Origin of the sequence: Microbacterium sp. NPDC087665 (assembly GCF_044743285.1) — a bacterium.
In the GTDB taxonomy this organism is placed as follows: Bacteria; Actinomycetota; Actinomycetes; order Actinomycetales; family Microbacteriaceae; genus Microbacterium.
Genome location: NZ_JBIUWD010000009.1, coordinates 46945 through 70901, shown reverse-complemented (window position 1 = coordinate 70901; position 23957 = coordinate 46945). Strand labels below are relative to the sequence as shown.

Genomic DNA, 23957 nt, shown 5'->3' with positions numbered 1-23957 from the left:
TTTATTACTCGCCAAACTAGCTAAATGACATGCAGAGGATGCCATGGATGACGTGACTCTTCTCGCCGAGGACGGAGCCGTCATCGGCGCCTTCCCCAAGAGCGAGGTGCACACCACCGACACTCCCCTGCATCTGGCTTTCTCCTGCCACCTCGTCGACGAGCAGGGGCGCATCCTCCTGACGCGACGAGCGCTGAGCAAGCTCACCTGGCCCGGGGTATGGACCAACAGCTTCTGCGGCCACCCTCGTCCGGGCGAAGACATGATCGATGCCATCGAGCGGCGCGCTCGCGAAGAACTCGGCGCCCGCGTCATCGACCTCCGCCCTGCCCTCCCCGACTACCGCTACCGCGCGGTCGATGCGAGCGGCATCGTCGAGAACGAGATCTGCCCGGTCTACATCGCCCGTCTCGACGGCGAATTGCACCCCGACCCGAGCGAGGTCGCGGAGTGGGCGTGGGTGGCTGGCGACGACGCCGTTGCATCGGTCGCCGGCGCACCCTTCGCCTTCAGCCCCTGGCTCGTCGAGCAGCTGCCGCAGCTGCGCGAGGGCGGAGCACTCTGAGCATGTCGGCCATCGCGACCCACGAAGAGCTCGGCACGAGGATCGAAGAGGCCCTCCGCCGACGGTTCGCCGAGCGCAGCACCGCGGCCGAAGCATACGGCGAGAGCTTCGCCGCCCTCTGGCGCTCCGCCGCGCAGCATGCTCTCGGAGGCAAGCTCATCCGCCCCCGCCTGCTCCTCGAGGTGCACCATGCCCTCGCAGCGTCGTACGGCGCCGATGTCGATTCGTCGGCGGCGATCGACATCGCCGCCGAAGTCGAGCTTCTCCACTACGCCTTCCTCCTGCACGATGACGTGATCGACGGTGACCTCATCCGCCGCCGTCGCCCCAACCTCATCGGAGCGCTCGCGAGCAAGGACGACGGCCAGCCCGATGAGGCCGAACTGCACTGGGCGCGATCCAGTGCGATCCTCATGGGCGACCTGCTGCTCTCGACGTCGATCCTCGGCTTCGCCCGCGCACGGGTCTCGACGAGCACCCGCCTCCGGCTGCTCGACCTCATCGAGCACACCATCGTCGAGACCGTGGCGGGTGAGCACATCGACGTCGGTCTGAGCGACGGCGTCATCGCACCGGATCTGCGCACGATCCTGGCGATGAGCGCTTACAAGACCGCGACGTACTCATTCGCCCTCCCCCTGCGCGCAGCGGCGGTCCTGGCCGGGGCATCCGCCGAGGTCGAAGACGACATGGCGGCCATCGGACAGCACCTCGGACTCGCCTTCCAGCTGCAGGACGACCTGCTCTGCGTCTTCGGAGACCCGCAGTCCCACGGCAAGGACGCCTTCTCCGACCTGCGCGAGGGCAAGGAGACCGCGATCATCGCCTACGCGCGGATGACCACGGAATGGATGCACATCGAGCCCCTCTTCGGCTCCCCCGAGCTGAGCGACGAGCACGGGGCGAGCATTCGCGAGCTCCTGCGGGCATGCGGCGCGGAGCACTTCGTGCGCAGCCTCGTCGCCGACGAACTCGGAGCCGCATCGGCCGTGCTCACCGCCGCCGCGGAGACGAGGACCCTCTCGGACGACGTCGTGCGCAGCATCCGCTCGCTCCTCGAACGCGTCGAAGGGCGCAGCGCATGAGCGGCGTCACGAGCGGAGACGAATCCCTCCGCCGGTTCAGCCGCACGGCCGAGATCGCCACGACCGGCGTGATCCGCGCCTACTCGACGTCATTCGGGCTGGCGACCCGCCTGCTCGGGCGGCGTCACCGCCAGCACATCCGCAACATCTACGCGATGGTGCGGATCGCCGACGAGATCGTCGACGGCGTCGCCGCCGAGGCGGGGCTCGATGCGGGTGCACAGGCGGACGCCCTCGCGTCGTACATCGCCGAGACGCATCGCTCCATGCGCACCGGCTACAGCAGCGACCTGATCCTGCATGCCTTCGCGCGCACGGCGCGCGCCTGCGGGATCGGCGAAGACCTGACCCAGCCGTTCTTCGACTCGATGCGCGTCGACATCTCCGAGGGCGGCAGCGCCGGCATCGCCGCCTACGACGCCGAGGCGCACGCCCGATACGTCTTCGGCTCGGCGGAGGTGGTCGGGCTCATGTGCCTGCGCGTTTTCCTGCGCGGCACGACACCGACCGACGAGAACGCCGCCGTGCTCGAGCACGGCGCCCGTCAGCTCGGCGCGGCCTTCCAGAACGTCAACTTCCTGCGTGATCTCGCCGACGACACCGACCGCCTGCACCGCAGCTACCTGAGCAGTGCGGATCGCCTGTCGGATGCTGACCGCGATGCCTGGGTCGCGACCGTCGAGCAGCAGCTGCGCGATGCCCGCGCCTCGATCCCGTTGCTCCCGAACGATGCCCGGGCCGCGGTACGCAGTGCCCTGGCGCTCTTCGCCTCGGTGACGAAGCGGGTGGCGAAGACACCGGCCGCCGATCTGTACGTGCGCCGAGTGCGCGTGCCCGACGGCATCAAGATCGTGCTGGCGCTGCGCGCACTGCTCGTGACGGCGGTGGAGCCACGATGAGCCGCGTCGTCATCATCGGCGCCGGTGTCGCGGGGCTCGCGACGGCCGGGTTGCTCGCCCGCGACGGCCACACCGTGACCGTGCTCGAGAAGAACACGCGGATCGGAGGTCGCGTCGGCACCGTCGAGCGCGGCGGTTTCCGGTTCGACTCCGGCCCCTCGTGGTACCTGATGCCGTCGGTGTTCGACCACTTCTTCGCGATGATGGGCACCTCGTCCGCCGAGCAGCTCGATCTCACACCTCTCGACCCGGGCTATCGCGTCTTCCGCGACCCGGATGCCGCGCTCCCCACGGCCCCCTTCACCGTTCCCGCCGGACGAGAAGCGGTGTCCGCCCTCTTCGAGTCCGTCGAACCCGGCGCGGCGAGCGCCCTGGCGACCTACCTCGACTCCGCGCACCACACGACCGCGATGGCCGAGAAGTACTTCCTCTACAACCCCTTCACGCGACTGCGCTCGCTGACGACGGGAGAGGTGCTGCGGTCTGCGCCCCGGCTGTTCGCCCTGCTCGGCACGCGCCTGCAGTCGTTCGCCGCACGACGCTTCCGCAACCCGCTGCTCCGGCAGATCCTCGGGTACCCGGCCGTCTTCCTCGGCACGGATCCGCGTAGCGCTCCGGCGATGTACCACCTCATGAGCGCGCTCGATCTCGACGAGGGCGTCAGCTACCCCCAGGGCGGCTTCTGGGGTGTCGTCGAGCGCATCGGCGAACTGGCCGTGAGCGCGGGAGCTTCCGTGCGCACGGGCGCCGAGGTCACGGGCATCCGCACCGAGGGTTCGGGTCGCGAGGCGCACGTGGTGGGCGTCGAGTGGCGCGACGACACCGGGTCGCTGCGGGTGGAGGATGCCGATATCGTCGTCTCCGGTGCCGACCTGCACCACACCGAGACGACGCTTCTGCCTGCCGCTCTGCAGAGCTATCCCGAGTCGTGGTGGAAGCGGCGCACGAGCGGCCCCGGCGCGGTGCTCGTGATGCTCGGCGTGCGCGGTGCGCTGCCCGAACTGCCCCATCACTCGCTCTTCTTCACCGACGACTGGGATGCGAACTTCGACGCCATCTTCGGCCCGCAGCCGAGCATCCCCTCCCCCGCGTCGATCTACGTCTGCCGTCCCAGCGCCACCGATACTGAGGTCGCCCCCGAAGGCCACGAGAACCTGTTCGTGCTGGTACCGATCCCCGCCGACACCGGTGTGGGGCACGGCGGTCCCGACGGCACCGGATCGACGCTGGTGGAGAAGACGGCGGATGCCGCGATCGGCCTGATCGCGCGGTGGGCGGACATCCCCGACCTCCGCGAGCGCATCGTCGTGCGCGAGACCACCGGGCCTGCCGACTTCGCCGACGACTACCATTCGTGGCGCGGCGGGATGCTGGGGCCCGCGCACATCCTGTCGCAGAGTGCGATGTTCCGCGCGCAGAACGCCTCGCGTCGCGTGCGGGGCCTGTACTACGCCGGCGCGACGACGGCTCCCGGTGTCGGCGTGCCCATGTGTCTGATCAGCGCGGAGATCGTGCTCAAGCGCATCCGCGGCGACCACTCGGCCGGCCCTCTCCCCGAACCCGCACGGGTGACGCGCAGCGCGGACGCCGTCTGATGGGCGTCGTCTATCTCGCGGCCCTGATGATCTTCACCGGCTGCATGCTCCTTCTCGACCGACGGTTCCGCCTGTTCTTCTGGCGCGATGCGTTCGCCGCCACCGTCGTCACGGTCGCAGGACTCGCGTTCTTCCTCGTGTGGGACGCCTTCGGCATCGCGCAGGGCATCTTCTTCCGCGGCGACGCGGCGATCGCGACGGGGATCGTCCTCGCTCCCGAGATGCCGATCGAAGAACCGGTGTTCCTGCTGTTCCTCGTGATCTGCACGATGATCGTCTACACCGGTGCCGTGCGCATCCTCATGCGTCTCCGCCGCCGGACGACGGAGACGGCCCGATGACGTACCTCGAGCTCGCGGCCTGGTTCCTCGGCGCGACGATCCTTCTCGTCGGCGTGCTCGTGCTCGTCGCCCGCGGGCGCGGACCGCATGCGGGCGCCGTCGCGCTCACCGTTCTCGTGCTCCTCGTCCTCACGGCCGTGTTCGACACCCTCATGATCGCGACCGGGCTGTTCCACTACGCCGGCCCCCAGCTGCTCGGCATCCACATCGGTCTCGCCCCGCTCGAGGACTTCGCCTACCCGCTCGCGGGCGCGCTCCTGCTCCCCGCTCTGTGGGCCGCTCTGCGGTCTCGCCGTCGTGACCACAACGAGCACGAGGAGTCGGCATGACCGCACCGTCGGCTCCGCGCTCGCTCGGTCGCGATGTCGGCCAGATCCTGCTCTCGTCACGCCCGATCAGCTGGATCAACACGGCCTTCCCCTTCGCGGCCGCGTATCTCATGACCACGCGAGAAATCGACCTGACCCTGGTCATCGGGTTCGTCTACTTCCTCATCCCCTACAACCTCGCGATGTACGGGATCAACGACGTGTTCGACTACGCCTCCGACCTCGCCAACCCGCGCAAGGGCGGCATCGAAGGCGCCCTGCTCGCTCCGCGCATGCATCGCCCCACGCTGTGGGCGGCGGCGGTGACGAACATCCCCTTCCTCGTCTACCTCGTCGCCGTCGGCGGCGTCGCCTCGACGATCTGGCTCGCGGTCAGCATCTTCGCGGTGATCGCCTATTCCGCCCCGGTGCTCCGCTTCAAGGAACGACCGTTCCTGGACTCCGTGACGTCGAGCCTGCACTTCGTGACCCCAGCGATCGTGGGGCTCGCGCTGGCCGGCGCATCCGTCTCCCTCGATCTGGTGCTCGTGCTCTCGGCGTTCTTCCTGTGGGGCATGGCCGCGCACGCCTTCGGCGCCGTGCAAGACGTCGGTCCCGACCGCGAGGCCGGGATCGGATCGATCGCGACCGTCATCGGCGCACGCGCCACGGTGCGCATGTCGCTTGCGCTGTGGTTCCTCGCCGGCATCCTCATGCTGTTCACCGGGTGGCCCGGCCCGCTCGCGGCGCTGCTCGTCGCGCCCTACCTCGTCAACGCCGCCCCGTGGTGGCGCGTGACCGACGAGACCTCCGGCGGCACGAACCGCGCCTGGCGCCGCTTCATCACCCTCAACTACTTCTCCGGATTCCTCGCGACGATGATCCTCATCCTCGCCTGGATCTCCTGACCCACACCAGCCCGAAAGGACCCCTGATGGCCCGCCCTGACCGCGCCTCGAACCCGCCCATCCGCGCGCGCTCCCGCCGTCATTCCTGGGTGCGCGTGTTCGTGCCCGTCGCGCTCATCCTCGCCTGGCTCGTCGGCGCCTCGCTGGGTGGGCCGCTCTTCGGCAAGGTCGACGAGGTCTCGTCGAACGACCAGACGACCTACCTTCCGGAATCGGCGGATGCCACGCGCGTGCAGGAGCTGCTCGGCGAGTTCCGCGACAGCGACGAGATTCCCGCGATCGCGGTGTTCACGTCGGATGCGGAGCTGACGGATGCTGAGATCTCCACGATCACGGATGCCGTCGCCGACACGACCTCGATCGAGGGCGTCGGAGACGACGTCTCCCCCGCGCTGATGTCGGAGGACGGCGCCGCGGTGCAGGCGTTCATCCCCATCAGCGGTGACGCCGAGCTGAAGGACGTGGTGGCCGAGCTCGGCGACGAGCTGCGCGCCACCGCCCCGGACGGGGTCACGGTGTACATCACGGGACCCGCGGGCTTCACGGCCGATCTGGCAGCCGGATTCGCGGGCATCGACGGCCTGCTGCTGGGCGTGGCGCTGCTCGCCGTGCTCGTGATCCTCGTGCTGGTCTACCGCTCGTTCCTGCTCCCCCTCGTGGTGCTGTCGACGAGCCTCTTCGCCCTGTGCGTCGCGCTGCTGGTCGTCTGGTGGCTGGCGAAGTTCGAGATCCTGCTGCTGAGCGGGCAGACCCAGGGCATCCTGTTCATCCTCGTCATCGGGGCGGCGACCGACTATGCCCTGCTCTTCGTCGCCCGGTTCCGCGAAGAGCTCCGCGTCGCCCAAGACAAGGGCGTCGCCCTGCTGGCGGCGTGGAAGGGCTCTTTCGAGCCGATCGTCGCCTCGGGCGGGACGGTCATCGCCGGACTGCTGTGCCTGCTGCTGAGCGACCTCAAGTCGAACAGCACGCTCGGGCCGGTCGCCGCGATCGGCATCGTGTTCGCCATGCTCGCTGCCCTGACCCTCCTCCCCGCGCTGCTCCTGCTCTTCGGACGCGCCGTGTTCTGGCCGCGTCGGCCGCAATTCGAGCCCACCGTCGTGGCAGAGGAGCACGGCATGCGCACCACGGGCCTGTGGGCGCGGCTCGCGGGACTCATCACACGTCGCCCGCGGGTGATCTGGATCGTCACGACCCTCGTGCTGGTCGCCGGCGCGGCGGGAGTCACGCAGCTCAACGCGGTCGGCGTGCCGCAGTCGGACCTCGTGATCGGTGCCTCCGAGGCGCGCGACGGGCAGACCGCCCTCGGCGAGCACTTCCCCGGCGGATCCGGCAGCCCCGCATATGTGATCGTCGCGGAGGACTCGCTGCAGGATGCCGCCGACATCCTGCTCGCGAACGACGGCGTCGACGGCGTCGCCGTGACGGCATCCGACTCTCCCAGCGGCACGGCGAGCGTGACCGATGACGGCATCGTCGCGGTCGGCCCTCCCGGAACGCCGGTACCCGATCCGACGGTGGTCGACGGAGACGTGCTGCTGCAGGCGACGCTGACCGACGCCGCCGATTCGGATGCCGCGGCCGACACCGTGCGCGATCTGCGCGACGAGCTGCGCGATGTGGACGCCCTGGTCGGCGGCGTGACCGCGACCGCCATCGACACGAACGATGCGTCGATCCATGACCGCAACCTGATCATCCCGGTGATCCTCGTCGTCATCATGCTCATCCTGATGATGCTGCTGCGCTCGATCCTCGCACCCGTCCTGCTGATCCTGACGACCGTGCTGTCGTTCGGCACGGCGATGGGGGTGTCCGCACTGGTGTTCAACGGCATCTTCGACTTCCCCGGAGCGGATCCCGCGGTGCCGCTGTACGGTTTCGTGTTCCTCGTCGCACTCGGCATCGACTACAACATCTTCCTGATGACGCGAGTCCGTGAAGAATCGATCGAGCACGGAACCCGGGAGGGTGTGCTTCGCGGGCTGTCGATCACGGGCGGTGTGATCACCTCGGCCGGCCTCGTGCTGGCGGCGACCTTCGCCGCCCTGTCGGTGATCCCGATCCTGTTCCTCGTGCAACTGGCGTTCATCGTGGCATTCGGTGTGCTGCTCGACACCTTCGTGGTGCGTTCGCTTCTCGTTCCGGCGCTCGCCTACGACATCGGCAAGAAGATCTGGTGGCCGTCGAAGCTCTGGCGGCGCGGCCTCGACTGAGAGCAGAGGGGCGTGCCGACCCGTCGATTAGACTGGGGATGCACGCCCCCGTAGCTCAGCAGGATAGAGCAGCCCTCTCCTAAAGGGCAGGTCGCAGGTTCGAATCCTGTCGAGGGCACCCCACCATTCACGGTTTTTGAGTCGGTCGCATGCATGCGGTCGGCGGCGATCAGAAGGACGGACGATGACGGACGCGTCGAACAACCCGGAGCAGAACCCCTACGCCCCGCCGCCCGCCCCGGCAGCCGGAACTCCTCCCGTGGCACCGGTCGCCGGCGCTCCTGCCGTTCCGCCCGTACCGCAGGCCCCGTTCGCCGAGCCCCTCGGCTACCAGCCTCCTCCTGCTCCCCCGGCCGCCGCTCAGCAGTACGCTCCGCAGCAGCCCCCTGTCGCGCCGGCCGGATACCAGCCGCCGACCGGATACCCGGCGCAGGCACCCGTGCCTGCGGGCGGCAAGAAGCCGATGTCGCAGCAGGCCAGCAGCATCATCGCGATCGTTGCCGGAGCCGTGTCGATCTTCATCTTCCCGTGGATCGCGGGCGTCATCGGAATCGGCATGGGCGTACAGACGCTCCGTCTCGACGCCGTCGACCGTCGCGCCGGTCGCCCGACGAGCGGGGTCTTCACGACCCTCGCGGTGCTGGGCATCGTGCTCGGCGCGCTCGGCATCATCGCCAAGCTCGTCCTCGACATCATCTTCTGACGCACGCTGAGCGACGGCCGGCTCTGCGAGCGGCGGTCGCTCAGCCGCCGGCCGTCACGCCGCGAGTTCGAGGTACGGCTCCCACCGCGGGTCGCTGCGCTCGGTGCCCCGCACCGTCCAGGCGGTGCCGTGCGGCGGACGAGGGATGAACCGCAGCTCCCACCGCATCTCCTGAGGGGTGCGGTCGCTCTTGACGTTGTTGCAGCGCAGGCAGCAGGCGACGAGGTTCTCCCACGAGTCCGCACCGCCCCGCGAACGCGGCAGCACGTGATCGATGGTGGATGCCGCTTTGCCGCAGTACCCGCAGCGGTGATTGTCGCGCCGCAGCACGCCGCGTCTGGTCACGGGCACCCGACGGCTGTTCGGCACCCGCACGTAGCGGGAGAGGATGATGACCGCCGGGCGGTCGTAGACGCCGTGGCTTCCCCAGACGGGATCGTCTTCGACGCGTTCGATCACAGACGCCTTGTCGTTCATCACGAGCACCAGGGCTCTCTTGAACGACACGATGGCGAGCGGCTCGTAGCCGGCGTTCAGAACAAGTGTGCGCATTCGTCATCCTCTCGATCCGCCGGGACGGCTTCCCGGCACTCTCGACTCACACGGCGCCGTGCTGGAGGAAGTGATCGCAGAGACGAAAAAAGGCGCTGTCTAAAGACAGCGCCTTTGGCGCGCGGCAGAACCGCGGCGTCCCTGCGGGCAATGCAGAAGGACGTGACGACCGAGGGCATCCATGGTGCGGATACTCGGACTGGTGTCCATCAGCTTCTCCCGACAGTTCGACGACGGGTTCAGGCTAACCCATTCCAGCCCGGGCAGGGCGAAACGGCAGATGAACGATACAGGTGTGTTCGGCGGATCAGCCCGCGTTGGCGCCGAGCCAGGCGATCGGCTCGAGGAGTCCGCCGTTGACCCAGACCTCGAAGTGCAGGTGGTTGGCGGTCGAGCGACCGGTGCTGCCGACGTAACCGATGAGCTGTCCGGCGGAGACGGTCTCGCCGGCCTGAACCTGGCGCGAACCGTAGATCATGTGGCCGTAGGTGGTCTGCACGCGCTGGCCGCCCACGACGCTGTCGAGCATCACAGCGACGCCGTATCCGCCGATGCTCTCGGCCGAGGCGCGGACGACGCCCGCTGCAGCGGCGTAGATCGGCGTGCCCGCCGGTGCGAGCATGTCGGCACCGTTGTGGCCGCCGCCGACCGTGCGGCTGACGTTGTACGAACCCTGCGGGAGCGGGTAGCGCACCTCACCCGAACCGGGCGAGACGAGCGCGTAGCCCGCGGTGTTGAAGCTGGTGGAAGACGATGAGGCGGACGCGGTGGCGGCGGCAGCGGCGCGAGCGGCTGCCGCTTCTTCGGCCTTCTTCTTCTCGATCTCTTCGGGGGTGGTGGCGGTGAACGTTCCGCGAGCGAGCGGGGCCGCGGTGGCTTCCGAGGCGACGACGAGCGACTGGGCGTCGACGGCAGCGAGCTGCTGCACGGTCGTCGCGGCCTCTGCCGGCTTGCTCGCGGCGTACGCCGGAAGCGCGACCGCGGCGACGAGAGCACCGACTGCCCCGAAGATCGCGATCGAGCGGAGCGGCTTCACGACGGATCGTGCTCCAGCCGTCGCGCCGGTGCGGCGGGCGGGTACTCGGTCTTCAGATTTCTTTACGGGCGGTTCGATCTCTGTGGCCAAAACGTCATCCTCCAGCGCCTGCGCGCTCGGGTGGCGCTGGCTCGTCGGCACTCTGCTCTCGTGGCACGAATGTATCTCGGGTACTTTGTGCGTCTTATACCGCGACGACGACGAGCCTGGAAGGCAATCATCGCGGCTTATCGTCAACGGGCTTCACTGACGACTCGTCCGAGGTTACCGGAAGATAACGATCATGTCACCCTGCGAACCTGGCAATCCGTGGAGAGCCCCGATCAGCGCTGATTTCAGGCGGGTTCGCCGACCAGGAAGATGTGCGATGCGAGCTCGACCGGCAGCTCCAGACCGTCTTCCTTGCCCTCCATCTGGATGAGCACGTATCCCTCGTTGAAACGGAAGTCTCCGCGCGCACCCGGCATGACACCGGCATCGCGCAGCTGCTCGAGCAGCTCGGGGTCGACCTGCGCGGGCTCGGCGAGACGGCGCACGGTGCCCTCGATCGGCTCACCCGCCGCGTTCAGCTTCTGCACGAGACCCACGACACCCTCATCGAAGGTGCGCGCCGGCAGGTCGCCGAGCTGGTCGAGGCCGGGGATCGGGTTGCCGTAGGGAGACTCGGTCGGGTGGCCGAGGAGTTCGACGAGGCGGCGTTCGACCTGCTCGCTCATCACGTGCTCCCAGCGGCACGCCTCTTCGTGCACGAATGCCCAGTCGAGCCCGATGACGTCGGAGAGCAGCCGCTCGGCGAGCCGGTGCTTGCGCATCACGTTGACGGCCTTGCGTCGGCCGGCGTCTGTCAGCTCGAGCGTGCGGTCTTCGGAGACGATGACGAGGCCGTCGCGCTCCATGCGCCCGACCGTCTGCGAGACCGTCGGACCGGAGTGGCCGAGTCGTTCGGAGATGCGCGCGCGCAGCGGCACGATGTTCTCCTCCTCGAGTTCGAGGATGGTGCGGAGGTACATCTCCGTGGTGTCGATCAGATCCGTCATGTTCTGGCCCTCCGAGGTTCTTAGGCAAGCCTACATTCCCCGGCCGACATCAGACCCGACACGGTGAAACACCCCACGCCCGCCCCCGTAGAATCAACGCATGGCGATCGAGATTCCCCGTGACCTCCTGCCCGTTGACGGCCGTTTCGGCTGCGGACCCTCGAAGGTGCGCCCTGCGCAGCTCGAGGCGCTGGTGACCGCGGGGGCGTCGATTCTCGGCACATCGCACCGCCAGGCCCCGGTGAAGAACCTCGTGGGCAGCGTGCGCGAGCAGCTCGCGACCCTGTTGCGCGTCCCGGAGGGCTACGAGATCCTCGTCGGCAACGGCGGATCGACGGCGTTCTGGGATGCTGCGGCCTTCGGTCTCATCGAACGTCGCAGCCAGAACCTCGTCTTCGGCGAGTTCGGCGGAAAGTTCGCGTCGGCGGCCGCCGCCCCGTGGCTCGAGACCCCCGATGTGCGCAAGGCCGAGCCCGGCTCCCTCACCGCCGCCGAGATCGTCGACGGCGTCGACGTCTACGCCTGGCCGCACAACGAGACCTCGACCGGTGTCGCGGCACCGATCCAGCGCATCGCGGCAGACGGTGCCCTCACGGTCATCGACGCGACGAGCGCCGCGGGCGGGATCGACTTCGACGCGACGCAGGCCGACCTCTACTACTTCGCGCCGCAGAAGAACCTCGGCTCCGACGGCGGCCTGTGGTTCGCCGCGGCCTCGCCCGCGGCGATCGAGCGCATCGAGCGGATCGCGGCATCCGATCGCTACATCCCCGAGTTCCTGAGCCTGAAGAACGCGCTCGATAACTCGCGCCTCAACCAGACGCTCAACACCCCCGCGCTCACGACCCTCCACCTGCTCGACAGCCAGCTGCGCTGGATGCTCGAGAACGGCGGCCTCGCCTGGGCGGCTGCTCGCACGGCGGAGTCGTCGGGCGTGCTCTACGACTGGGCCGCGGCCACCGCCGTCGCGACGCCCTTCGTCGCGGATGCCGCGCACCGCTCTCCCGTGGTCGTCACGATCGACTTCGACGAGAACGTCGACGCTGCCGCGATCGCCAAGACGCTGCGTGCCAACGGCATCGTCGACACCGAGCCCTACCGCAAGCTGGGGCGCAACCAGCTGCGCGTCGCGACCTTCGTCTCGATCGAGCCCGACGACGTGCGTCAGCTCACCCGCGCACTCGACTACGTGCTCGAGAACCTCGGTTCCTGAGGTCGGGCGCGGGTGCTGAGCCCGCGCCCCTCCTCGGAGGTGCCGTCAGAGACCGACGCGCACGAGGATCACTCCTCGTCGTCGGCATCCTCGTCGTCGGCATCCTCATCGAAGTCATCGTCGGACTCCTCGGACTCATCGTCGTCGTCAGAACCGTCTTCGTCAGAACCGTCGTCGTCGGAACCGTCGTCGTCGACGGCATCCGTGTCGAGTTCGTCGATGTCGACGCCGTCGACGTCGCCCGCGTGCAGGATGTCGGCCCCGTGGTCGTCGAGCTCATCGTCGTCGAGTTCGTCGTCGAGATCGTCGTCATCGTCGAGCTCGTCGTCCGACGCGTTCTCGTCGTCGACCTCATCGACGGGCGCACCGGCGGCCGCCGCCTGCTCGGCGAGCTCCACCTGGTGAGCTCGGTAGTCGGCCAGACGCTCGGCCCACGGCACCCACTCCGGAGCGAGCAGCGCGCCGTCTCCGGGCAGCAGCTCGACCTCGAGGACCGTCGGCTCGGCGTCGTCGACGCGGGCGACGGTCACGATCCAGTACCAGCCCGGGTAGCCCGGGAGGCGGTTCTCGAACCGCAACGACACCGAGCCGTCTTCTTCGGGGAGGTAGCCGGCGGCGGGGCCGATGGTCGACGCGGGAGTGATCTCGCGCAGAGCACTCAGCGCGAGGTCATGCGCGCCGATGAGGCGCGCGTCGGCCTCAGGCGTCGAGGTCATCAGCGACCTTGCGGAGAACGGCCGCGATCTTGCGACCGTGGCTGGAAGACGGGTAGCGACCGTGACGCAGATCGCCGCCGATGCCGTCGAGGAGCTTCACGAGGTCTTCGACGATGATCGCCATGTCGTCGGCCGACTTGCGCTTCGCCTTCGCGAGGCTCACCGGTGCGTCGAGCACCCGCACCGACAACGCCTGCAGACCGCGCTTCCCGTCGGCCACACCGAACTCGACGCGCGTGCCGGCCTTGACGGCTGCGCCGGTGGGCATCGCGGAAGCGTGCAGGAACACGTCCTGACCGTCATCGCTGGCGATGAAGCCGAAACCCTTGTCTTCGTCGTAGAACCTGACCTTGCCGGTGGGCATGGGAGAACCTCGCTGAGTCTGTACAGAAAAAGAAGACGCGCACCTGCGCGACAGGACAAGCCTACCGGTCGGCGACCGCGGAATCTCGCTGGTCGCGGTGCGGGTAGGGTGAGAGAGATGAGCACGCAGAACTCCCAACCGGATGTTCCGATCAGACGAGTCGATCGCATCCTGGCTTTCACGGCGCTCGGAATCGCCGCGGCATCCGTCATCTGCTTCTTCGCGATCATCATCGGAACCGCCGTCGGCATGGATCAGAAGGCGTTCGGTGGCGGTGTCTGGCCACTGGTCGCCGCGATCCCCTTCTACGGTCTGCCGGTGGCCTTCGCCATGATCATCGCGTTGCTCATCATGAGCTTCATCCGAAAGGGTCGCGCATCGCGATCCTGAGGGTGTCATCGTGAGCACGCACGCCCGTCCCCTGGCCGATTGGCTGTCCGCCGCGAGCGATGACGAGCTCACGCGACTGTTCCGTCTGCGCGGCGTGCGCGCCGATCCGGGCTGGCACGACTTCTTCGACGCCGCCGAAGCGCTGCTCGATCCGGCATCCGTCGGGCGCATCCTGCCGGCTCTCACCGCCGACGAGGCATCCGCTCTCGTTCGCGCTGCGGCCGGCGGCGACGCGGGAGACGCCACGGCGGCCCTCACCTCTCTGGCTCTGCTCCGTCCCGACGGCTCCCCCTGGCCCGAGCTCGCGACTGCGCTCGACGGACGTCCGGTACCGGCGGCACCCGCGGATACCGCACCGGGACCGGCATCCGACGCCGCATCGGCCCACGCGGCCGAACGCGCCTTCACGACCGTCGCCGTGCTCGCCGATCTTCTTCTCATCGCCCGCGACTCCCCGTTCACGCTTCTCACCGCCGGCACCGTGAGCGCCGCCGAGAAGCGCCAGCTCGGCGAAGCCGGCGTCCCCATCGAACTCATCGACGCGCTGGTGAGCATCGCCGGCGATGCCGAGCTCGCCGTCGCCGCCGACCGTCGACTGCGCGTGACGGATGCCGGCGAGGAATGGCTCCGCTCTCCCGCTGCGGACCGGTGGATGCGCCTCGCGACGGCGTTCCGCGAGACGCTGCCCCGCGGGCTCCGCAGCGCTGCAGGCGGATGGATCGCGCCGTCGACCTGGATCCACGCCCACCCGTGGGATCCGGCGTGGCCGGAGCACAGCGCGGCGATCCTGCGCACGGCCCGCCTGCTCGGGCTCGTCACCGAAGACGGCACAGAACCCGCATGGGCGACTCCGCTGCGCGAGGGAGCGCCCGTCGACGCCTCGGCGCTGACCACCCTGCTGCCGACCGAGGTCGATCGCATCTTCCTGCAGAACGACCTCACGGCGATCGCGCCGGGCCCGCTCGCTCCCGCTCTGGATGTGCGCCTGCGGACGATCGCCGCACGTGAATCCGCCGCACAGGCGTCGTCGTACCGCTTCACCTCCGAGTCGACGGCCCACGCCTTCGTCGTCGGCGAGACCGAGCAGAGCATCCTGGACTTCCTCGGGGAGATCTCCCTCACCGGCATCCCGCAGCCGCTCGCCTATCTCGTCTCCCAGACCGCGCAGCGGCACGGGCTCGTGCGGGTGTCGACGGATGCCGAGACCGGGCGCACCCGCATCGAGAGCACAGACCCGCACCTGATCGAAGCGATGGCCGTCGACCAGAACCTGCGCCCGCTGGGTCTGAGCGCGCACGTCGATTCGCTCACCACCAAGGTCGGACGCGACACCGTGTACTGGGCGCTCACCGACGCGCGATACCCCGCGACCCTGATCGACGCCGACGGCACGGCGATCGTCGGCGACCGGAACCCGCCGGGCGTCGCCGTGTCGGCTGCGGATCGCGTCGTCGACTTCACCGCGCTCATCACCCGGCTCCGCGCACAGCAGGGCCCGGATGCCGACGCCGCCTGGCTCGATCGAGAGCTCGAAGCCGCCGTGCGCGCCCGCGCCGTCGTGCGCGTCACCGTGGGCATGCCCGACGGATCCACTCGCGACCTGCTCCTCGAAGCGACCGGACTCGGCGGCGGACGCCTGCGCGGTCGGGATCGCGCCGCCGACGTCGAGCGCACCCTTCCCGTGTCGAGCATCCGCGCGGCCACGATCGTCGCGCCGTAGACCCCCACCCCACTGCACGCCGGTAGGATTGTCTGTTATGTCTGATGGCCCTCTGATCGTCCAGAGCGATCGCACCGTGCTCCTCGAGGTCGCCCACGCCGATGCCGAGAGCGCACGCCACGAATTGGCGATCTTCGCCGAGCTCGAGCGCGCTCCCGAGCACATCCACACCTACCGCATCACCCGCCTCGGTCTGTGGAATGCCCGGGCAGCCGGACACACCGCGGAAGACATGCTCGAGACGCTCGACCGCTGGTCTCGCTTCCCCGTGCCGCCGTCGGTGTCCGTCGACCTCCGCGAGACCGTGAACCGCTACGGACGACTCGTGATCGAGCGCGATGACGAGGGCACGCTGATCCTGCGCTCGTCCGACCCCGCCGTGCTCTCGCAGGTTGCGCACAACAAGCGCATCCAGCCGCTGCTGGTGGGGCATCCCACCCCCGAGACGTTCGTCGTCGATGCCTGGGCCCGCGGCCAGATCAAGCAGGAACTGCTGAAGATCGGCTGGCCCGCGGAAGACCTGGCCGGGTACACGCCCGGCACCCCGCACGAGATCGCACTCGCCGAGACCAGCTGGCACATCCGCCCCTATCAGCAGGATGCCGTCAACGCCTTCTCGAAGGACGGCTCCGGCGTCGTCGTGCTCCCCTGCGGCGCCGGCAAGACCATCGTGGGCGCCGGCGCCATGGCCGCGACGAAGACCACGACGCTCATCCTCGTGACCAACACCGTCTCCGCCCGCCAGTGGCGCGACGAGCTGCTCAAGCGCACCACCCTGACGCCCGAGGAGATCGGCGAGTACTCGGGGCAGTCCAAAGAGGTCAAGCCGGTCACGATCGCGACCTACCAGATCCTCACCGCGAAGCGGAAGGGCGAGTACGCGCACCTGGCGCTGCTCGACGCCCTGGACTGGGGACTCATCGTCTACGACGAGGTGCACCTGTTGCCCGCACCCGTGTTCAAGCTCACCGCCGACCTGCAGGCCCGCCGCCGCATCGGCCTCACCGCCACCCTCGTGCGCGAGGACGGCCGCGAGGGCGACGTCTTCAGCCTCATCGGCCCCAAGCGCTTCGATGCCCCCTGGAAGCAGATCGAGGCGCAGGGCTTCATCTCCCCCGCCGCCTGCTACGAAGTGCGCGTCGACCTGCCGCCGGACGACCGGCTGGAGTACGCCGCCGCGACCGACGACGAGCGTTACCGTCTCGCGGCATCCGCGCCCGCCAAGATCAGCGCCGTGCGCGAGCTCATCGCGAAGCATCCCGGTGAGCGCATCCTCGTGATCGGGCAGTACCTCGACCAACTCGAGACCCTGTCGCAGGCGCTGGACGCCCCCCAGATCACCGGGGCGACCCCGATCGACGAGCGCGAAGAGCTGTACCGCCAGTTCCGCGAGGGCGAGATCGAGCTTCTCGTGGTGTCGAAGGTCGCGAACTTCTCGATCGACCTGCCGGAGGCATCCGTGGCGATCCAGGTTTCCGGCTCGTTCGGGTCGCGACAGGAAGAGGCCCAGCGCCTCGGCCGCCTGCTGCGCCCGAAGCAGTCCGGTCACACGGCGAGTTTCTACACGCTGATCGCCCGCGACACCATCGACCAGGACTACGCGCAGAACCGGCAGCGATTCCTCGCCGAACAGGGGTACAGCTACACGATCCTCGACGCCGACGACCTCGCGTCGTCGTTCGCTGACCGCTGATACCGGGGGCGCACCGGAAGATAATCAGCCTGCGCATCGCTGAAGTCACCATAATGGGGTCATGACTGCTGCGCGCATCCTGGTCGTCGATGACGAACCGAACATCCGAGACCTGCTCTCCACCGGGCTCAGCTTCGCGGGGTTCCAGGTGAAGACGGTCGCCAACGGCGCCGCCACCATCTCGGCTGTGCTCGAAGAAGAACCCGACCTCATCATCCTCGACGTGATGCTGCCCGACATGAACGGCTTCAGCGTGACGAAGCGGCTTCGGGGCGCCGGATTCACGGCTCCGATCCTGTTCCTCACGGCGAAGGACGGCACCGACGACAAGATCGAGGGCCTGAACGCCGGCGGCGACGACTACGTCACCAAGCCGTTCAGCCTCGATGAGATCGTCGCCCGTGCGCAGGCCATCCTGCGCCGCACCATGCAGGCCGACGAGGAGTCGATCATCCGCGCGGGCGAGCTCGCGATGGATCAGGACACGCACGACGTGCACGTGGGCAAGGAGCCGATCGAGCTCAGCCCGACCGAGTTCAAGCTGCTGCGTTACCTCATGCTCAACCCGAATCGGGTGCTCTCGAAGGCGCAGATCCTCGACCACGTCTGGGAGTACGACTTCAACGGTGACGCCGGCATCGTCGAGAGCTACATCTCGTACCTGCGTCGCAAGATCGACCCGCACACCGAAGAGTCGCTCATCCAGACCAAGCGCGGCTTCGGATACATGCTCAAGGTCGGCAAGTCCGCCTGACACTCGCGTCCACACATCCACGCCGCACACGGGAGGACCGCATGGCGAAGAAGCCGGATGCGGTCACCTCCTGGTGGCGGCGGATCAGCCTGCGGGCGAAGGTCACGGGTGTCACCGTCGGTGTGCTCGCGCTCGGGCTGCTGGTCGCCGGTGTCGGCACCGTGCCGATGCTGCGCACGGCTCTCGTGGCGAACATCGACGCGCAGCTGCCGTCGTTGGTGTCGAGCGATCTGGTCGACCGCTACTTCGAGACCTCGACGGTCGACGGCCGCCTCGTGTACACGCAGAACGAGACGCCGCGAGACTTCTCGGTCGCGATCTACGACGCCGAGGGGATGCTGCAGGGCACCGCCGGCGAGAACACGGAGTCCTCCCCCGACTTCCCCGCCGAGTACTCCCTGCTCACGGCCAAGGCCAACGAAGACGAGATCAAGGATCTGCTCGGCAAGGACGGCAGCGTCTACCGCTCCGCCGTGGCGATCGTGTCGGCCGAGGGCGGCGCACTGCGCATCCAGCTCGTCGCGATGCCGCTCGCCGAGGCCGACCGCATCATCGGGCAGTACTTCGGCATCTACATCACGATCGCACTGATCACGATCTTCATCGCCGCATTGGCGACGCGGGGGCTCGTGACCCTGACGTTCCGTCGGCTCGGTCAGGTCGAGGCGACGGCGATGTCGATCGCGGCCGGTGACTTCAGCCAACGCCTGACCGACCTCGAACCCACCACCGAGGTCGGTCGACTCAACGGCGCCATCAACACGATGCTCGACCGCGTCGACCGCTCTCTGGCGCAGCGCGAGCGCACCGTGCAGCACATGCGGCGCTTCATCGGCGACGCGAGCCACGAGCTGCGCACCCCCCTGGTGAGCGTGCGCGGATACGCCGAGCTCTACCGCATGGGGGCGATCCAGGGCGAGGAGGACACCGCCCGTGCCATGGAGCGCATCGAGAAGGAGGCGATCCGCATGGGCGTGCTGGTGGAAGACCTCCTGGCCCTCGCCCGCCTCGATGAGGAGCGCGAGCCCGAGATCGTCGCCCTCGATCTGCGTCCGGTGGCCCGTGACGCCGCTCTCGACCTGCGTGCGGCCGCGCCCGGGCGCACGGTGACGGTGATCGACCGCACCGTCGAGACGACCACCACCGCCCAGGTGCGCATCGCTCCCGTCCCCCCGCTCCCGCAGCCGCCGCGCGGACTCTCACGGGCGGCCCTGTCGCGTCTGCGGCGCCGTTCCCGCCCGACGACCGAGCAGATCCCGGCGATCGACTTCTCCGAGGCTCCCGACATCCCGGTGCGCACCCCTCCGATCGTGCTCGGAGAGGAGAACAAGGTGCGCCAGGTCGTGACCAATCTGCTCGGCAACGCGCGCCGTTTCTCGCCCGAAGACGGACCGATCGAGCTCGTCGTCGACTCGGATCGGGTGCGTGGAACGGCCAGCATCTCGATCGTCGACCACGGTGAGGGCATCCCCCCGCAGATCCGTGAGCAGATCTTCGAACGCTTCTGGCGCGCCGACACGTCGCGCGCGCGCGAGACGGGCGGCTCGGGCCTGGGGCTCGCGATCGTCGCGTCGATCATGAAGGCGCTGCACGGCAGCGTCTCGGTGTCGGAGACCCCCGGCGGCGGCGCGACCTTCACCATGACGCTTCCCCTCGCGCCTTCGCGCGCAACGCCCGCGCATCTCCTCGAAGACACGCAGCCGCTCGAGCGCCTCGACCTCTAGGTCGGCTCTCCTGCACCGCCGACGATTCGGAGCGCTTCTCCCCCGCGCCCGGAGCTCCCGGCGACAAGGGCGGATGCTGCGGGCGCACGCAGCCTAGCGTCGGAACCCCAACCACGAAGGAGTTCCCATGTCCGTCTTCACCGTCGACACCGATGCCGTGCAGGCCGCGCACGGCGCAGCCCGCGCCACCATGGAGCGTCTGCAGACCGAGTCCACCACCCTCATGGCGCAGCTCTCGCAGTTGCAGTCGTCCTGGGTCGGGAGCGCGTCCACCGCGTTCCAGGGCTGCGCGGAGCAGTGGCGCGGCGCCGCCCTGCACGTCGAGCAGGTGCTCGACTCGATCGGCACCGCGCTCGGCACGACGGCCACGCAGTACGCCGACGCCGACCAGTACTCGGCGAACCTGTTCCGCTGACCCGCACAGCCCCCAGGGGCGCACAAACGCAGAACGCCCCCGGCCGGAGCCGGGGGCGTTCTGTCATGAGTGCTGGATCAGAAGTCCATGCCACCCGACGGGTCACCGACGGGAGCAGCAGCGCGCTCGGGCTTGTCGGCGACGACGACCTCGGTCGTGAGGAAGAGCGCTGCGATCGAGGCTGCGTTCTGCAGCGCCGATCGCGTCACCTTCGCCGGGTCGATGATGCCGGCGGCGAACATGTCGACGTACTCGCCCGTGGCGGCGTTGAGACCCTGTCCCAGGGGGAGCTCGGCGACCTTGTTCGCGACGACACCCGGCTCGAGACCGGCGTTCAGCGCGATCTGCTTGAGCGGAGCCTCGATCGCGACGCGAACGATGTTCGCACCGGTCGCCTCGTCGCCCATGAGCGAGAGAGCGTCGAGAGCCTTGGCACCGGACTGGATGAGAGCGACGCCACCACCGGCGACGATGCCCTCTTCGACGGCTGCCTTCGCGTTGCGGACGGCGTCTTCGATGCGGTGCTTGCGCTCCTTGAGCTCGACCTCGGTTGCCGCGCCGGCCTTGATGACGGCGACGCCACCGGCGAGCTTGGCGAGGCGCTCCTGCAGCTTCTCGCGGTCGTAGTCGCTGTCGGTGTTCTCGATCTCGCGACGGATCTGGGTCACGCGACCCTCGATGAGCTCGGCTTCGCCGGCGCCCTCGACGATCGTGGTCTCGTCCTTGGTGACGATGACCTTGCGCGCACGACCCAGCAGGTCGAGCGTGGCGTTCTCCAGCTTGAGGCCGACCTCTTCGGTGATGACCTGACCACCGGTGAGGATCGCGATGTCCTGCAGCTGAGCCTTGCGGCGGTCACCGAAGCCGGGAGCCTTGACGGCGACCGACTTGAAGATGCCCTTGAGCTTGTTGAGCACGAGAGTCGCGAGAGCTTCGCCCTCGACGTCTTCCGCGATGATGACGAGCTCCTTGCCGTCCTGGATCACCTTGTCGACGATCGGCAGGAGGTCCTTGATGCTGGAGATCTTCTGGTTCGCGATCAGGATGTAGGCGTCTTCGAAGACGGCTTCCTGGCGGTCGGGGTCCGTGACGAAGTAGGGGTTCAGGTAGCCCTTGTCGAAGCGCATGCCCTCGGTGAGCTCGAGCTCGGTGCCGAAGGTCTGCGACTCCTCGACGGTGACGACACCCTCCTTGCCGACCTTGTCGATCGCCTCGGCGATGAGCTCGCCGATCGCGGGGTCAGCGGCGGAGATGGATGCCGTAGCGGCGATCTGCTCCTTCGACTCGATCTCCTTGGCGCTGGCGAGCAGCTCCTCGGTGATCGCGGCGACGGCCTTCTCGATGCCGCGCTTGAGCGAGATCGGGTCGGCGCCGGCTGCGACGTTGCGCAGGCCTTCGCGGACGAGCGCCTGAGCGAGGACGGTCGCGGTGGTGGTTCCGTCACCTGCGACGTCGTCGGTCTTCTTGGCGACCTCCTTGACGAGCTCCGCGCCGATCTTCTCGTACGGGTCGTCCAGCTCGATCTCCTTGGCGATGGACACACCGTCGTTCGTGATCGTGGGGGCGCCCCACTTCTTCTCGAGCACGACGTTGCGGCCACGCGGGCCGAGGGTCACCTTGACCGCGTCGGCGAGGATGTTGAGGCCGCGCTCGAGGCCGCGGCGGGCCTCCTCATCGAAAGCAATGATCTTTGCCATGAGTTTTTTCGTCCCTCCTGGACGTAGACGTTGGGTTTAGCACTCGGAGTAAGAGAGTGCTAACGCCATTCTGGCACTCGACCCCTTCGAGTGCAAGCTGCGGGCGACGGGTCGCCCGCGCGATCTACGGGGCCGGTGTCTCGGCCGGCGTCTCGGGCGCCGAGGCCGAGCGATCGAGGCCGATGACGATGGTCAGCTGCTTCGCGTCGCCGTCGTTGAGACCCGCGTAGAAGTCGCTCTGCTCGACCGCCGCCCCGCCGATCACATCGGCGAGACCGACGGCGGCGAGCCGGTCGGCGTCGTCGACGTAGTAGACGGTCGTCGTCGTGAAGTCCTGGCTGCCGCTGTCGCTCGCGTACACCGTGGTGAAGCCGGCGTTGAGCAGCGTGTCCTTCATCTGCGCGTCGAGGCCCTCATCGGGTGTCGCGTTGAGGATCGTGACTTCGAACGTCGTGTCGACCACACCGGTCTCGACCGGCGTGGGGGTCGCCGTCGGCACGGCCTCGGGGAAGAGGTTGATGCGTCCCATGACAACGAGCGAGCCGAAGATGCCGGCGATGATGAGCACGAGAGCCGCGACGAACGACCACAGCAGCACCACCCATCCGTTCATCCCCGGCGCTTCGGCGCGGTGCGCTCCCACGCGTCCGGAGGAACGGGGAACGTCGTCGAAACGATCTCGGGAGGGCTTGGACACCCCTCGATGCTAGCCGAGTGACAACTCAGCTCACGAAACCCCGGGGTGCGGGCGTTGCGCCGCAGTGCTCGCGAGTCGCGGAGCCGCCGCAGTCGGCGGATCAGCATCGGGTCGTACTCGAGAGCGTCGTCTGACTCGATCAGCCGCCCCAGCAACTGGTAATAGCGCGCAGCGCTCATCCCGAGCTGCGCACGGATGACCTCCTCCTTGGCGCCGCCGTGGCGAGGCCATGTGGTCTCCAGGGTGAGGATCGCGCGGTCGCGCTCCGTGAGGTCTCCCAGCATGAGTCCAGGTTAGGACGGGTCTGATGCCAGGGCTGCACGCCACTCCCACCAGGCGCCGAGAGGATCGGCGGCGGCGCGCACGGAGCCGTCGAGCGCGACCACGAATCCCGGCCACCCGTCGGCGGTCAGCGCAGGGCTCCACACGTCGAGGAGAGCGGGAGGGTCGATCGTGATCCACCGCGCAGGATGCTCGAGAAGGCGCTCGACCAGGGCGATGCGGGCCGCACGCGGGATGTGCACGAGAACGCCCGGCGTAGTGATGACGAGGGTCGCGTCGGCCGGCGCCTCGGCGACGAGCGCATCGAGCTGCTCGCCCGCATCGCCGCGCACGAGCAGGGGCGGATCGGAGGCCGCGATGTCGAGCGCCGCATCGATGCGCGCCTCGCGGCCTTCCTCCCCCGGCCACACGAGCCCGCGCAACCACGCCCTGTCCCGCGCGTCGCGCGCGTCGAGCGGGGAGAGATCGATGCCGGCGCGCCACACCACGTTCGGCATTCGGATGCTCGGGAGGTCGCCGTCGACACGGCTCTCGAGCACGACGCGCGACACACCATCCGCCGGATCGAGGCCCAGCCGCAGCGTGCCGTCGTGGTCGACGAAACGGTACGAGTAGCGGTCGGGATACAGGCACAGTCCGGCGGATGCCCCGATCTCGAGCAGCGCGATCGGCCCCTCGATCTCGCTCAGCACCGGCAGCAGTGCCGCGAGCCGCAGCGGTTCGTTGGTCTGCAACGAGCGCGCCGCGCACTCCGCGACGACCCGGTCGGCATTGCGGAGCACGAACGCCCGCCAGGTCGGATAGCCCTCGAGGGGTGCGCCGAGCATCCGCGTGACCGCGAACACGAGCGGCGGCTGGCGGTGCGTCTCCGGGATCCTCGCCAGGATGTCGCGCATCTCCGCATCGGCGGCGATCCCCGCGGCCCACTCGGCGTACAGCGCACTGCGGCCGGGGGCCTCGTGGTCGGCGAACCGCGCGTAGCGCTGCTGGACAGCATCCGTCATCCGTCCATTGTCGCCGCCCGCGCGCCAACACCGCCGCAGGCACGAG

25 protein-coding genes and 1 tRNA gene are annotated in these 23957 nt (G+C 68.7%); 17 read left to right on the top strand and 9 right to left on the bottom strand.

Annotated features, from left to right (window positions below):
- The first annotated feature begins 43 nt into the window (after window positions 1–43).
- The 10 genes from idi to ACIOSY_RS16730 all read left to right on the top strand — a co-directional run bounded on the left by idi (window position 44) and on the right by ACIOSY_RS16730 (window position 8617).
- The gene (idi, locus tag ACIOSY_RS16775; protein ID WP_400855268.1) at window positions 44–565 is read left to right on the top strand and encodes an isopentenyl-diphosphate Delta-isomerase; all 522 of its coding nucleotides are present in this window, start codon (window positions 44–46) and stop codon (window positions 563–565) included.
- A 2-nt stretch (window positions 566–567) separates the two neighbouring features.
- A complete protein-coding gene (locus tag ACIOSY_RS16770; protein WP_400855267.1) occupies window positions 568–1650 on the top strand; it encodes a polyprenyl synthetase family protein in 1083 nt (360 codons plus the stop codon).
- Window positions 1647–2549 (top strand): phytoene/squalene synthase family protein, encoded by a 903-nt coding sequence (locus tag ACIOSY_RS16765; protein ID WP_400855266.1) that lies wholly within the window; start codon window positions 1647–1649, stop codon window positions 2547–2549. Before ACIOSY_RS16770 ends, ACIOSY_RS16765 begins: the two co-directional genes overlap by 4 nt.
- Entirely contained in the window at window positions 2546–4144 is a 1599-nt protein-coding gene (gene crtI / locus ACIOSY_RS16760; protein WP_400855264.1) for a phytoene desaturase family protein, read from the top strand. The genes ACIOSY_RS16765 and crtI overlap by 4 nt, the downstream gene beginning before the upstream one ends.
- Window positions 4144–4485, top strand: coding sequence for a lycopene cyclase domain-containing protein (locus ACIOSY_RS16755; RefSeq protein WP_400855263.1), 342 nt, complete (start codon window positions 4144–4146; stop codon window positions 4483–4485). The genes crtI and ACIOSY_RS16755 overlap by 1 nt, the downstream gene beginning before the upstream one ends.
- Complete coding sequence (locus tag ACIOSY_RS16750) at window positions 4482–4814, top strand: lycopene cyclase domain-containing protein (RefSeq protein WP_400855261.1); 333 nt, start codon at window positions 4482–4484, stop codon at window positions 4812–4814. Before ACIOSY_RS16755 ends, ACIOSY_RS16750 begins: the two co-directional genes overlap by 4 nt.
- On the top strand, window positions 4811–5701 hold the full coding sequence (locus ACIOSY_RS16745; protein WP_400855260.1) for a prenyltransferase: 891 nt from the start codon (window positions 4811–4813) through the stop codon (window positions 5699–5701). Before ACIOSY_RS16750 ends, ACIOSY_RS16745 begins: the two co-directional genes overlap by 4 nt.
- A gap of 26 nt (window positions 5702–5727) precedes the next feature.
- Window positions 5728–7914: an MMPL family transporter gene (locus tag ACIOSY_RS16740; RefSeq protein ID WP_400855258.1), complete on the top strand. Its 2187-nt coding sequence runs from the start codon at window positions 5728–5730 to the stop codon at window positions 7912–7914.
- Window positions 7915–7958: 44 nt separating this feature from the next.
- Window positions 7959–8032, top strand: a tRNA-Arg gene (locus ACIOSY_RS16735).
- A gap of 66 nt (window positions 8033–8098) precedes the next feature.
- Window positions 8099–8617, top strand: coding sequence for a hypothetical protein (locus tag ACIOSY_RS16730; RefSeq protein WP_400855257.1), 519 nt, complete (start codon window positions 8099–8101; stop codon window positions 8615–8617).
- Window positions 8618–8671: 54 nt separating this feature from the next.
- On the opposite strand, the gene ACIOSY_RS16725 is transcribed toward ACIOSY_RS16730, so the two are convergent.
- The 3 genes from ACIOSY_RS16725 to ACIOSY_RS16715 all read right to left on the bottom strand — a co-directional run bounded on the left by ACIOSY_RS16725 (window position 8672) and on the right by ACIOSY_RS16715 (window position 11242).
- Window positions 8672–9169, bottom strand: a complete 498-nt coding sequence (locus ACIOSY_RS16725; protein ID WP_400855255.1) for an HNH endonuclease — start codon at window positions 9167–9169, stop codon at window positions 8672–8674.
- Between the two features lie 307 nt (window positions 9170–9476).
- Entirely contained in the window at window positions 9477–10205 is a 729-nt protein-coding gene (locus ACIOSY_RS16720) for a M23 family metallopeptidase (RefSeq protein ID WP_400855254.1), read from the bottom strand.
- A 335-nt stretch (window positions 10206–10540) separates the two neighbouring features.
- Window positions 10541–11242, bottom strand: a complete 702-nt coding sequence (locus ACIOSY_RS16715) for an iron dependent repressor, metal binding and dimerization domain protein (RefSeq protein ID WP_400855253.1) — start codon at window positions 11240–11242, stop codon at window positions 10541–10543.
- 100 nt (window positions 11243–11342) lie between these two features.
- Here ACIOSY_RS16715 and serC point away from each other — a divergent pair, with 100 nt between their 5' ends.
- A complete protein-coding gene (gene serC / locus ACIOSY_RS16710) occupies window positions 11343–12455 on the top strand; it encodes a phosphoserine transaminase (RefSeq protein WP_400855251.1) in 1113 nt (370 codons plus the stop codon).
- Between the two features lie 68 nt (window positions 12456–12523).
- Here serC and ACIOSY_RS16705 read toward each other — a convergent pair whose 3' ends face one another.
- Both ACIOSY_RS16705 and ACIOSY_RS16700 read right to left on the bottom strand, forming a co-directional pair.
- Window positions 12524–13171 (bottom strand): DUF3027 domain-containing protein, encoded by a 648-nt coding sequence (locus tag ACIOSY_RS16705; protein ID WP_400855249.1) that lies wholly within the window; start codon window positions 13169–13171, stop codon window positions 12524–12526.
- Window positions 13155–13535: a cold-shock protein gene (locus ACIOSY_RS16700; RefSeq protein ID WP_400855247.1), complete on the bottom strand. Its 381-nt coding sequence runs from the start codon at window positions 13533–13535 to the stop codon at window positions 13155–13157. Before ACIOSY_RS16700 ends, ACIOSY_RS16705 begins: the two co-directional genes overlap by 17 nt.
- A 117-nt stretch (window positions 13536–13652) precedes the next feature.
- On the opposite strand from ACIOSY_RS16700, the gene ACIOSY_RS16695 reads away from it, so the two are divergent.
- From ACIOSY_RS16695 to ACIOSY_RS16670, 6 genes are all read left to right on the top strand, one after another.
- Window positions 13653–13925 carry a multidrug ABC transporter ATPase gene (locus ACIOSY_RS16695; protein ID WP_400855246.1) on the top strand — a complete coding sequence of 91 codons (273 nt, stop codon included), beginning with the start codon at window positions 13653–13655 and terminating at the stop codon, window positions 13923–13925.
- A 10-nt stretch (window positions 13926–13935) separates the two neighbouring features.
- Window positions 13936–15645 (top strand): helicase-associated domain-containing protein, encoded by a 1710-nt coding sequence (locus ACIOSY_RS16690; RefSeq protein ID WP_400855244.1) that lies wholly within the window; start codon window positions 13936–13938, stop codon window positions 15643–15645.
- A 37-nt stretch (window positions 15646–15682) separates the two neighbouring features.
- Complete coding sequence (locus ACIOSY_RS16685) at window positions 15683–17338, top strand: DNA repair helicase XPB (RefSeq protein WP_400855242.1); 1656 nt, start codon at window positions 15683–15685, stop codon at window positions 17336–17338.
- A 61-nt stretch (window positions 17339–17399) separates the two neighbouring features.
- Entirely contained in the window at window positions 17400–18092 is a 693-nt protein-coding gene (locus ACIOSY_RS16680; RefSeq protein ID WP_247624986.1) for a response regulator transcription factor, read from the top strand.
- A 41-nt stretch (window positions 18093–18133) separates the two neighbouring features.
- Window positions 18134–19816: a sensor histidine kinase gene (locus tag ACIOSY_RS16675; RefSeq protein ID WP_400855241.1), complete on the top strand. Its 1683-nt coding sequence runs from the start codon at window positions 18134–18136 to the stop codon at window positions 19814–19816.
- 127 nt (window positions 19817–19943) lie between these two features.
- Window positions 19944–20231, top strand: coding sequence for a WXG100 family type VII secretion target (locus ACIOSY_RS16670; protein WP_400855240.1), 288 nt, complete (start codon window positions 19944–19946; stop codon window positions 20229–20231).
- A gap of 77 nt (window positions 20232–20308) precedes the next feature.
- Here the strand turns inward: ACIOSY_RS16670 and groL are convergent, their stop codons facing one another.
- From groL to ACIOSY_RS16650, 4 genes are all read right to left on the bottom strand, one after another.
- Window positions 20309–21928: a chaperonin GroEL gene (groL, locus tag ACIOSY_RS16665; RefSeq protein ID WP_400855239.1), complete on the bottom strand. Its 1620-nt coding sequence runs from the start codon at window positions 21926–21928 to the stop codon at window positions 20309–20311.
- 124 nt (window positions 21929–22052) lie between these two features.
- A complete protein-coding gene (locus tag ACIOSY_RS16660; protein ID WP_400855237.1) occupies window positions 22053–22541 on the bottom strand; it encodes a LytR C-terminal domain-containing protein in 489 nt (162 codons plus the stop codon).
- The gene (locus ACIOSY_RS16655) at window positions 22538–22909 is read right to left on the bottom strand and encodes a DUF3263 domain-containing protein (RefSeq protein WP_400855235.1); all 372 of its coding nucleotides are present in this window, start codon (window positions 22907–22909) and stop codon (window positions 22538–22540) included. The genes ACIOSY_RS16660 and ACIOSY_RS16655 overlap by 4 nt, the downstream gene beginning before the upstream one ends.
- 9 nt (window positions 22910–22918) lie before the next feature.
- Window positions 22919–23911 carry a DUF2332 family protein gene (locus ACIOSY_RS16650; protein WP_400855233.1) on the bottom strand — a complete coding sequence of 331 codons (993 nt, stop codon included), beginning with the start codon at window positions 23909–23911 and terminating at the stop codon, window positions 22919–22921.
- Between the last annotated feature and the right edge of the window lie 46 nt (window positions 23912–23957).

What these genes read in the sequence shown, in the direction of transcription:
- idi (WP_400855268.1), top strand. Translation starts at nt 44, where the DNA reads ATGGATGACGTGACTCTTCTCGCCGAGGACGGAGCCGTCATCGGCGCC.
- ACIOSY_RS16770 (WP_400855267.1), top strand. Translation starts at nt 568, where the DNA reads ATGTCGGCCATCGCGACCCACGAAGAGCTCGGCACGAGGATCGAAGAG.
- ACIOSY_RS16765 (WP_400855266.1), top strand. Translation starts at nt 1,647, where the DNA reads ATGAGCGGCGTCACGAGCGGAGACGAATCCCTCCGCCGGTTCAGCCGC.
- crtI (WP_400855264.1), top strand. Translation starts at nt 2,546, where the DNA reads ATGAGCCGCGTCGTCATCATCGGCGCCGGTGTCGCGGGGCTCGCGACG.
- ACIOSY_RS16755 (WP_400855263.1), top strand. Translation starts at nt 4,144, where the DNA reads ATGGGCGTCGTCTATCTCGCGGCCCTGATGATCTTCACCGGCTGCATG.
- ACIOSY_RS16750 (WP_400855261.1), top strand. Translation starts at nt 4,482, where the DNA reads ATGACGTACCTCGAGCTCGCGGCCTGGTTCCTCGGCGCGACGATCCTT.
- ACIOSY_RS16745 (WP_400855260.1), top strand. Translation starts at nt 4,811, where the DNA reads ATGACCGCACCGTCGGCTCCGCGCTCGCTCGGTCGCGATGTCGGCCAG.
- ACIOSY_RS16740 (WP_400855258.1), top strand. Translation starts at nt 5,728, where the DNA reads ATGGCCCGCCCTGACCGCGCCTCGAACCCGCCCATCCGCGCGCGCTCC.
- ACIOSY_RS16730 (WP_400855257.1), top strand. Translation starts at nt 8,099, where the DNA reads ATGACGGACGCGTCGAACAACCCGGAGCAGAACCCCTACGCCCCGCCG.
- ACIOSY_RS16725 (WP_400855255.1), bottom strand. Translation starts at nt 9,169, where the DNA reads ATGCGCACACTTGTTCTGAACGCCGGCTACGAGCCGCTCGCCATCGTG.
- ACIOSY_RS16715 (WP_400855253.1), bottom strand. Translation starts at nt 11,242, where the DNA reads ATGACGGATCTGATCGACACCACGGAGATGTACCTCCGCACCATCCTC.
- serC (WP_400855251.1), top strand. Translation starts at nt 11,343, where the DNA reads ATGGCGATCGAGATTCCCCGTGACCTCCTGCCCGTTGACGGCCGTTTC.
- ACIOSY_RS16705 (WP_400855249.1), bottom strand. Translation starts at nt 13,171, where the DNA reads ATGACCTCGACGCCTGAGGCCGACGCGCGCCTCATCGGCGCGCATGAC.
- ACIOSY_RS16700 (WP_400855247.1), bottom strand. Translation starts at nt 13,535, where the DNA reads ATGCCCACCGGCAAGGTCAGGTTCTACGACGAAGACAAGGGTTTCGGC.
- ACIOSY_RS16695 (WP_400855246.1), top strand. Translation starts at nt 13,653, where the DNA reads ATGAGCACGCAGAACTCCCAACCGGATGTTCCGATCAGACGAGTCGAT.
- ACIOSY_RS16685 (WP_400855242.1), top strand. Translation starts at nt 15,683, where the DNA reads ATGTCTGATGGCCCTCTGATCGTCCAGAGCGATCGCACCGTGCTCCTC.
- ACIOSY_RS16680 (WP_247624986.1), top strand. Translation starts at nt 17,400, where the DNA reads ATGACTGCTGCGCGCATCCTGGTCGTCGATGACGAACCGAACATCCGA.
- ACIOSY_RS16675 (WP_400855241.1), top strand. Translation starts at nt 18,134, where the DNA reads ATGGCGAAGAAGCCGGATGCGGTCACCTCCTGGTGGCGGCGGATCAGC.
- ACIOSY_RS16670 (WP_400855240.1), top strand. Translation starts at nt 19,944, where the DNA reads ATGTCCGTCTTCACCGTCGACACCGATGCCGTGCAGGCCGCGCACGGC.
- groL (WP_400855239.1), bottom strand. Translation starts at nt 21,928, where the DNA reads ATGGCAAAGATCATTGCTTTCGATGAGGAGGCCCGCCGCGGCCTCGAG.
- ACIOSY_RS16660 (WP_400855237.1), bottom strand. Translation starts at nt 22,541, where the DNA reads ATGAACGGATGGGTGGTGCTGCTGTGGTCGTTCGTCGCGGCTCTCGTG.
- ACIOSY_RS16655 (WP_400855235.1), bottom strand. Translation starts at nt 22,909, where the DNA reads ATGCTGGGAGACCTCACGGAGCGCGACCGCGCGATCCTCACCCTGGAG.
- ACIOSY_RS16650 (WP_400855233.1), bottom strand. Translation starts at nt 23,911, where the DNA reads ATGACGGATGCTGTCCAGCAGCGCTACGCGCGGTTCGCCGACCACGAG.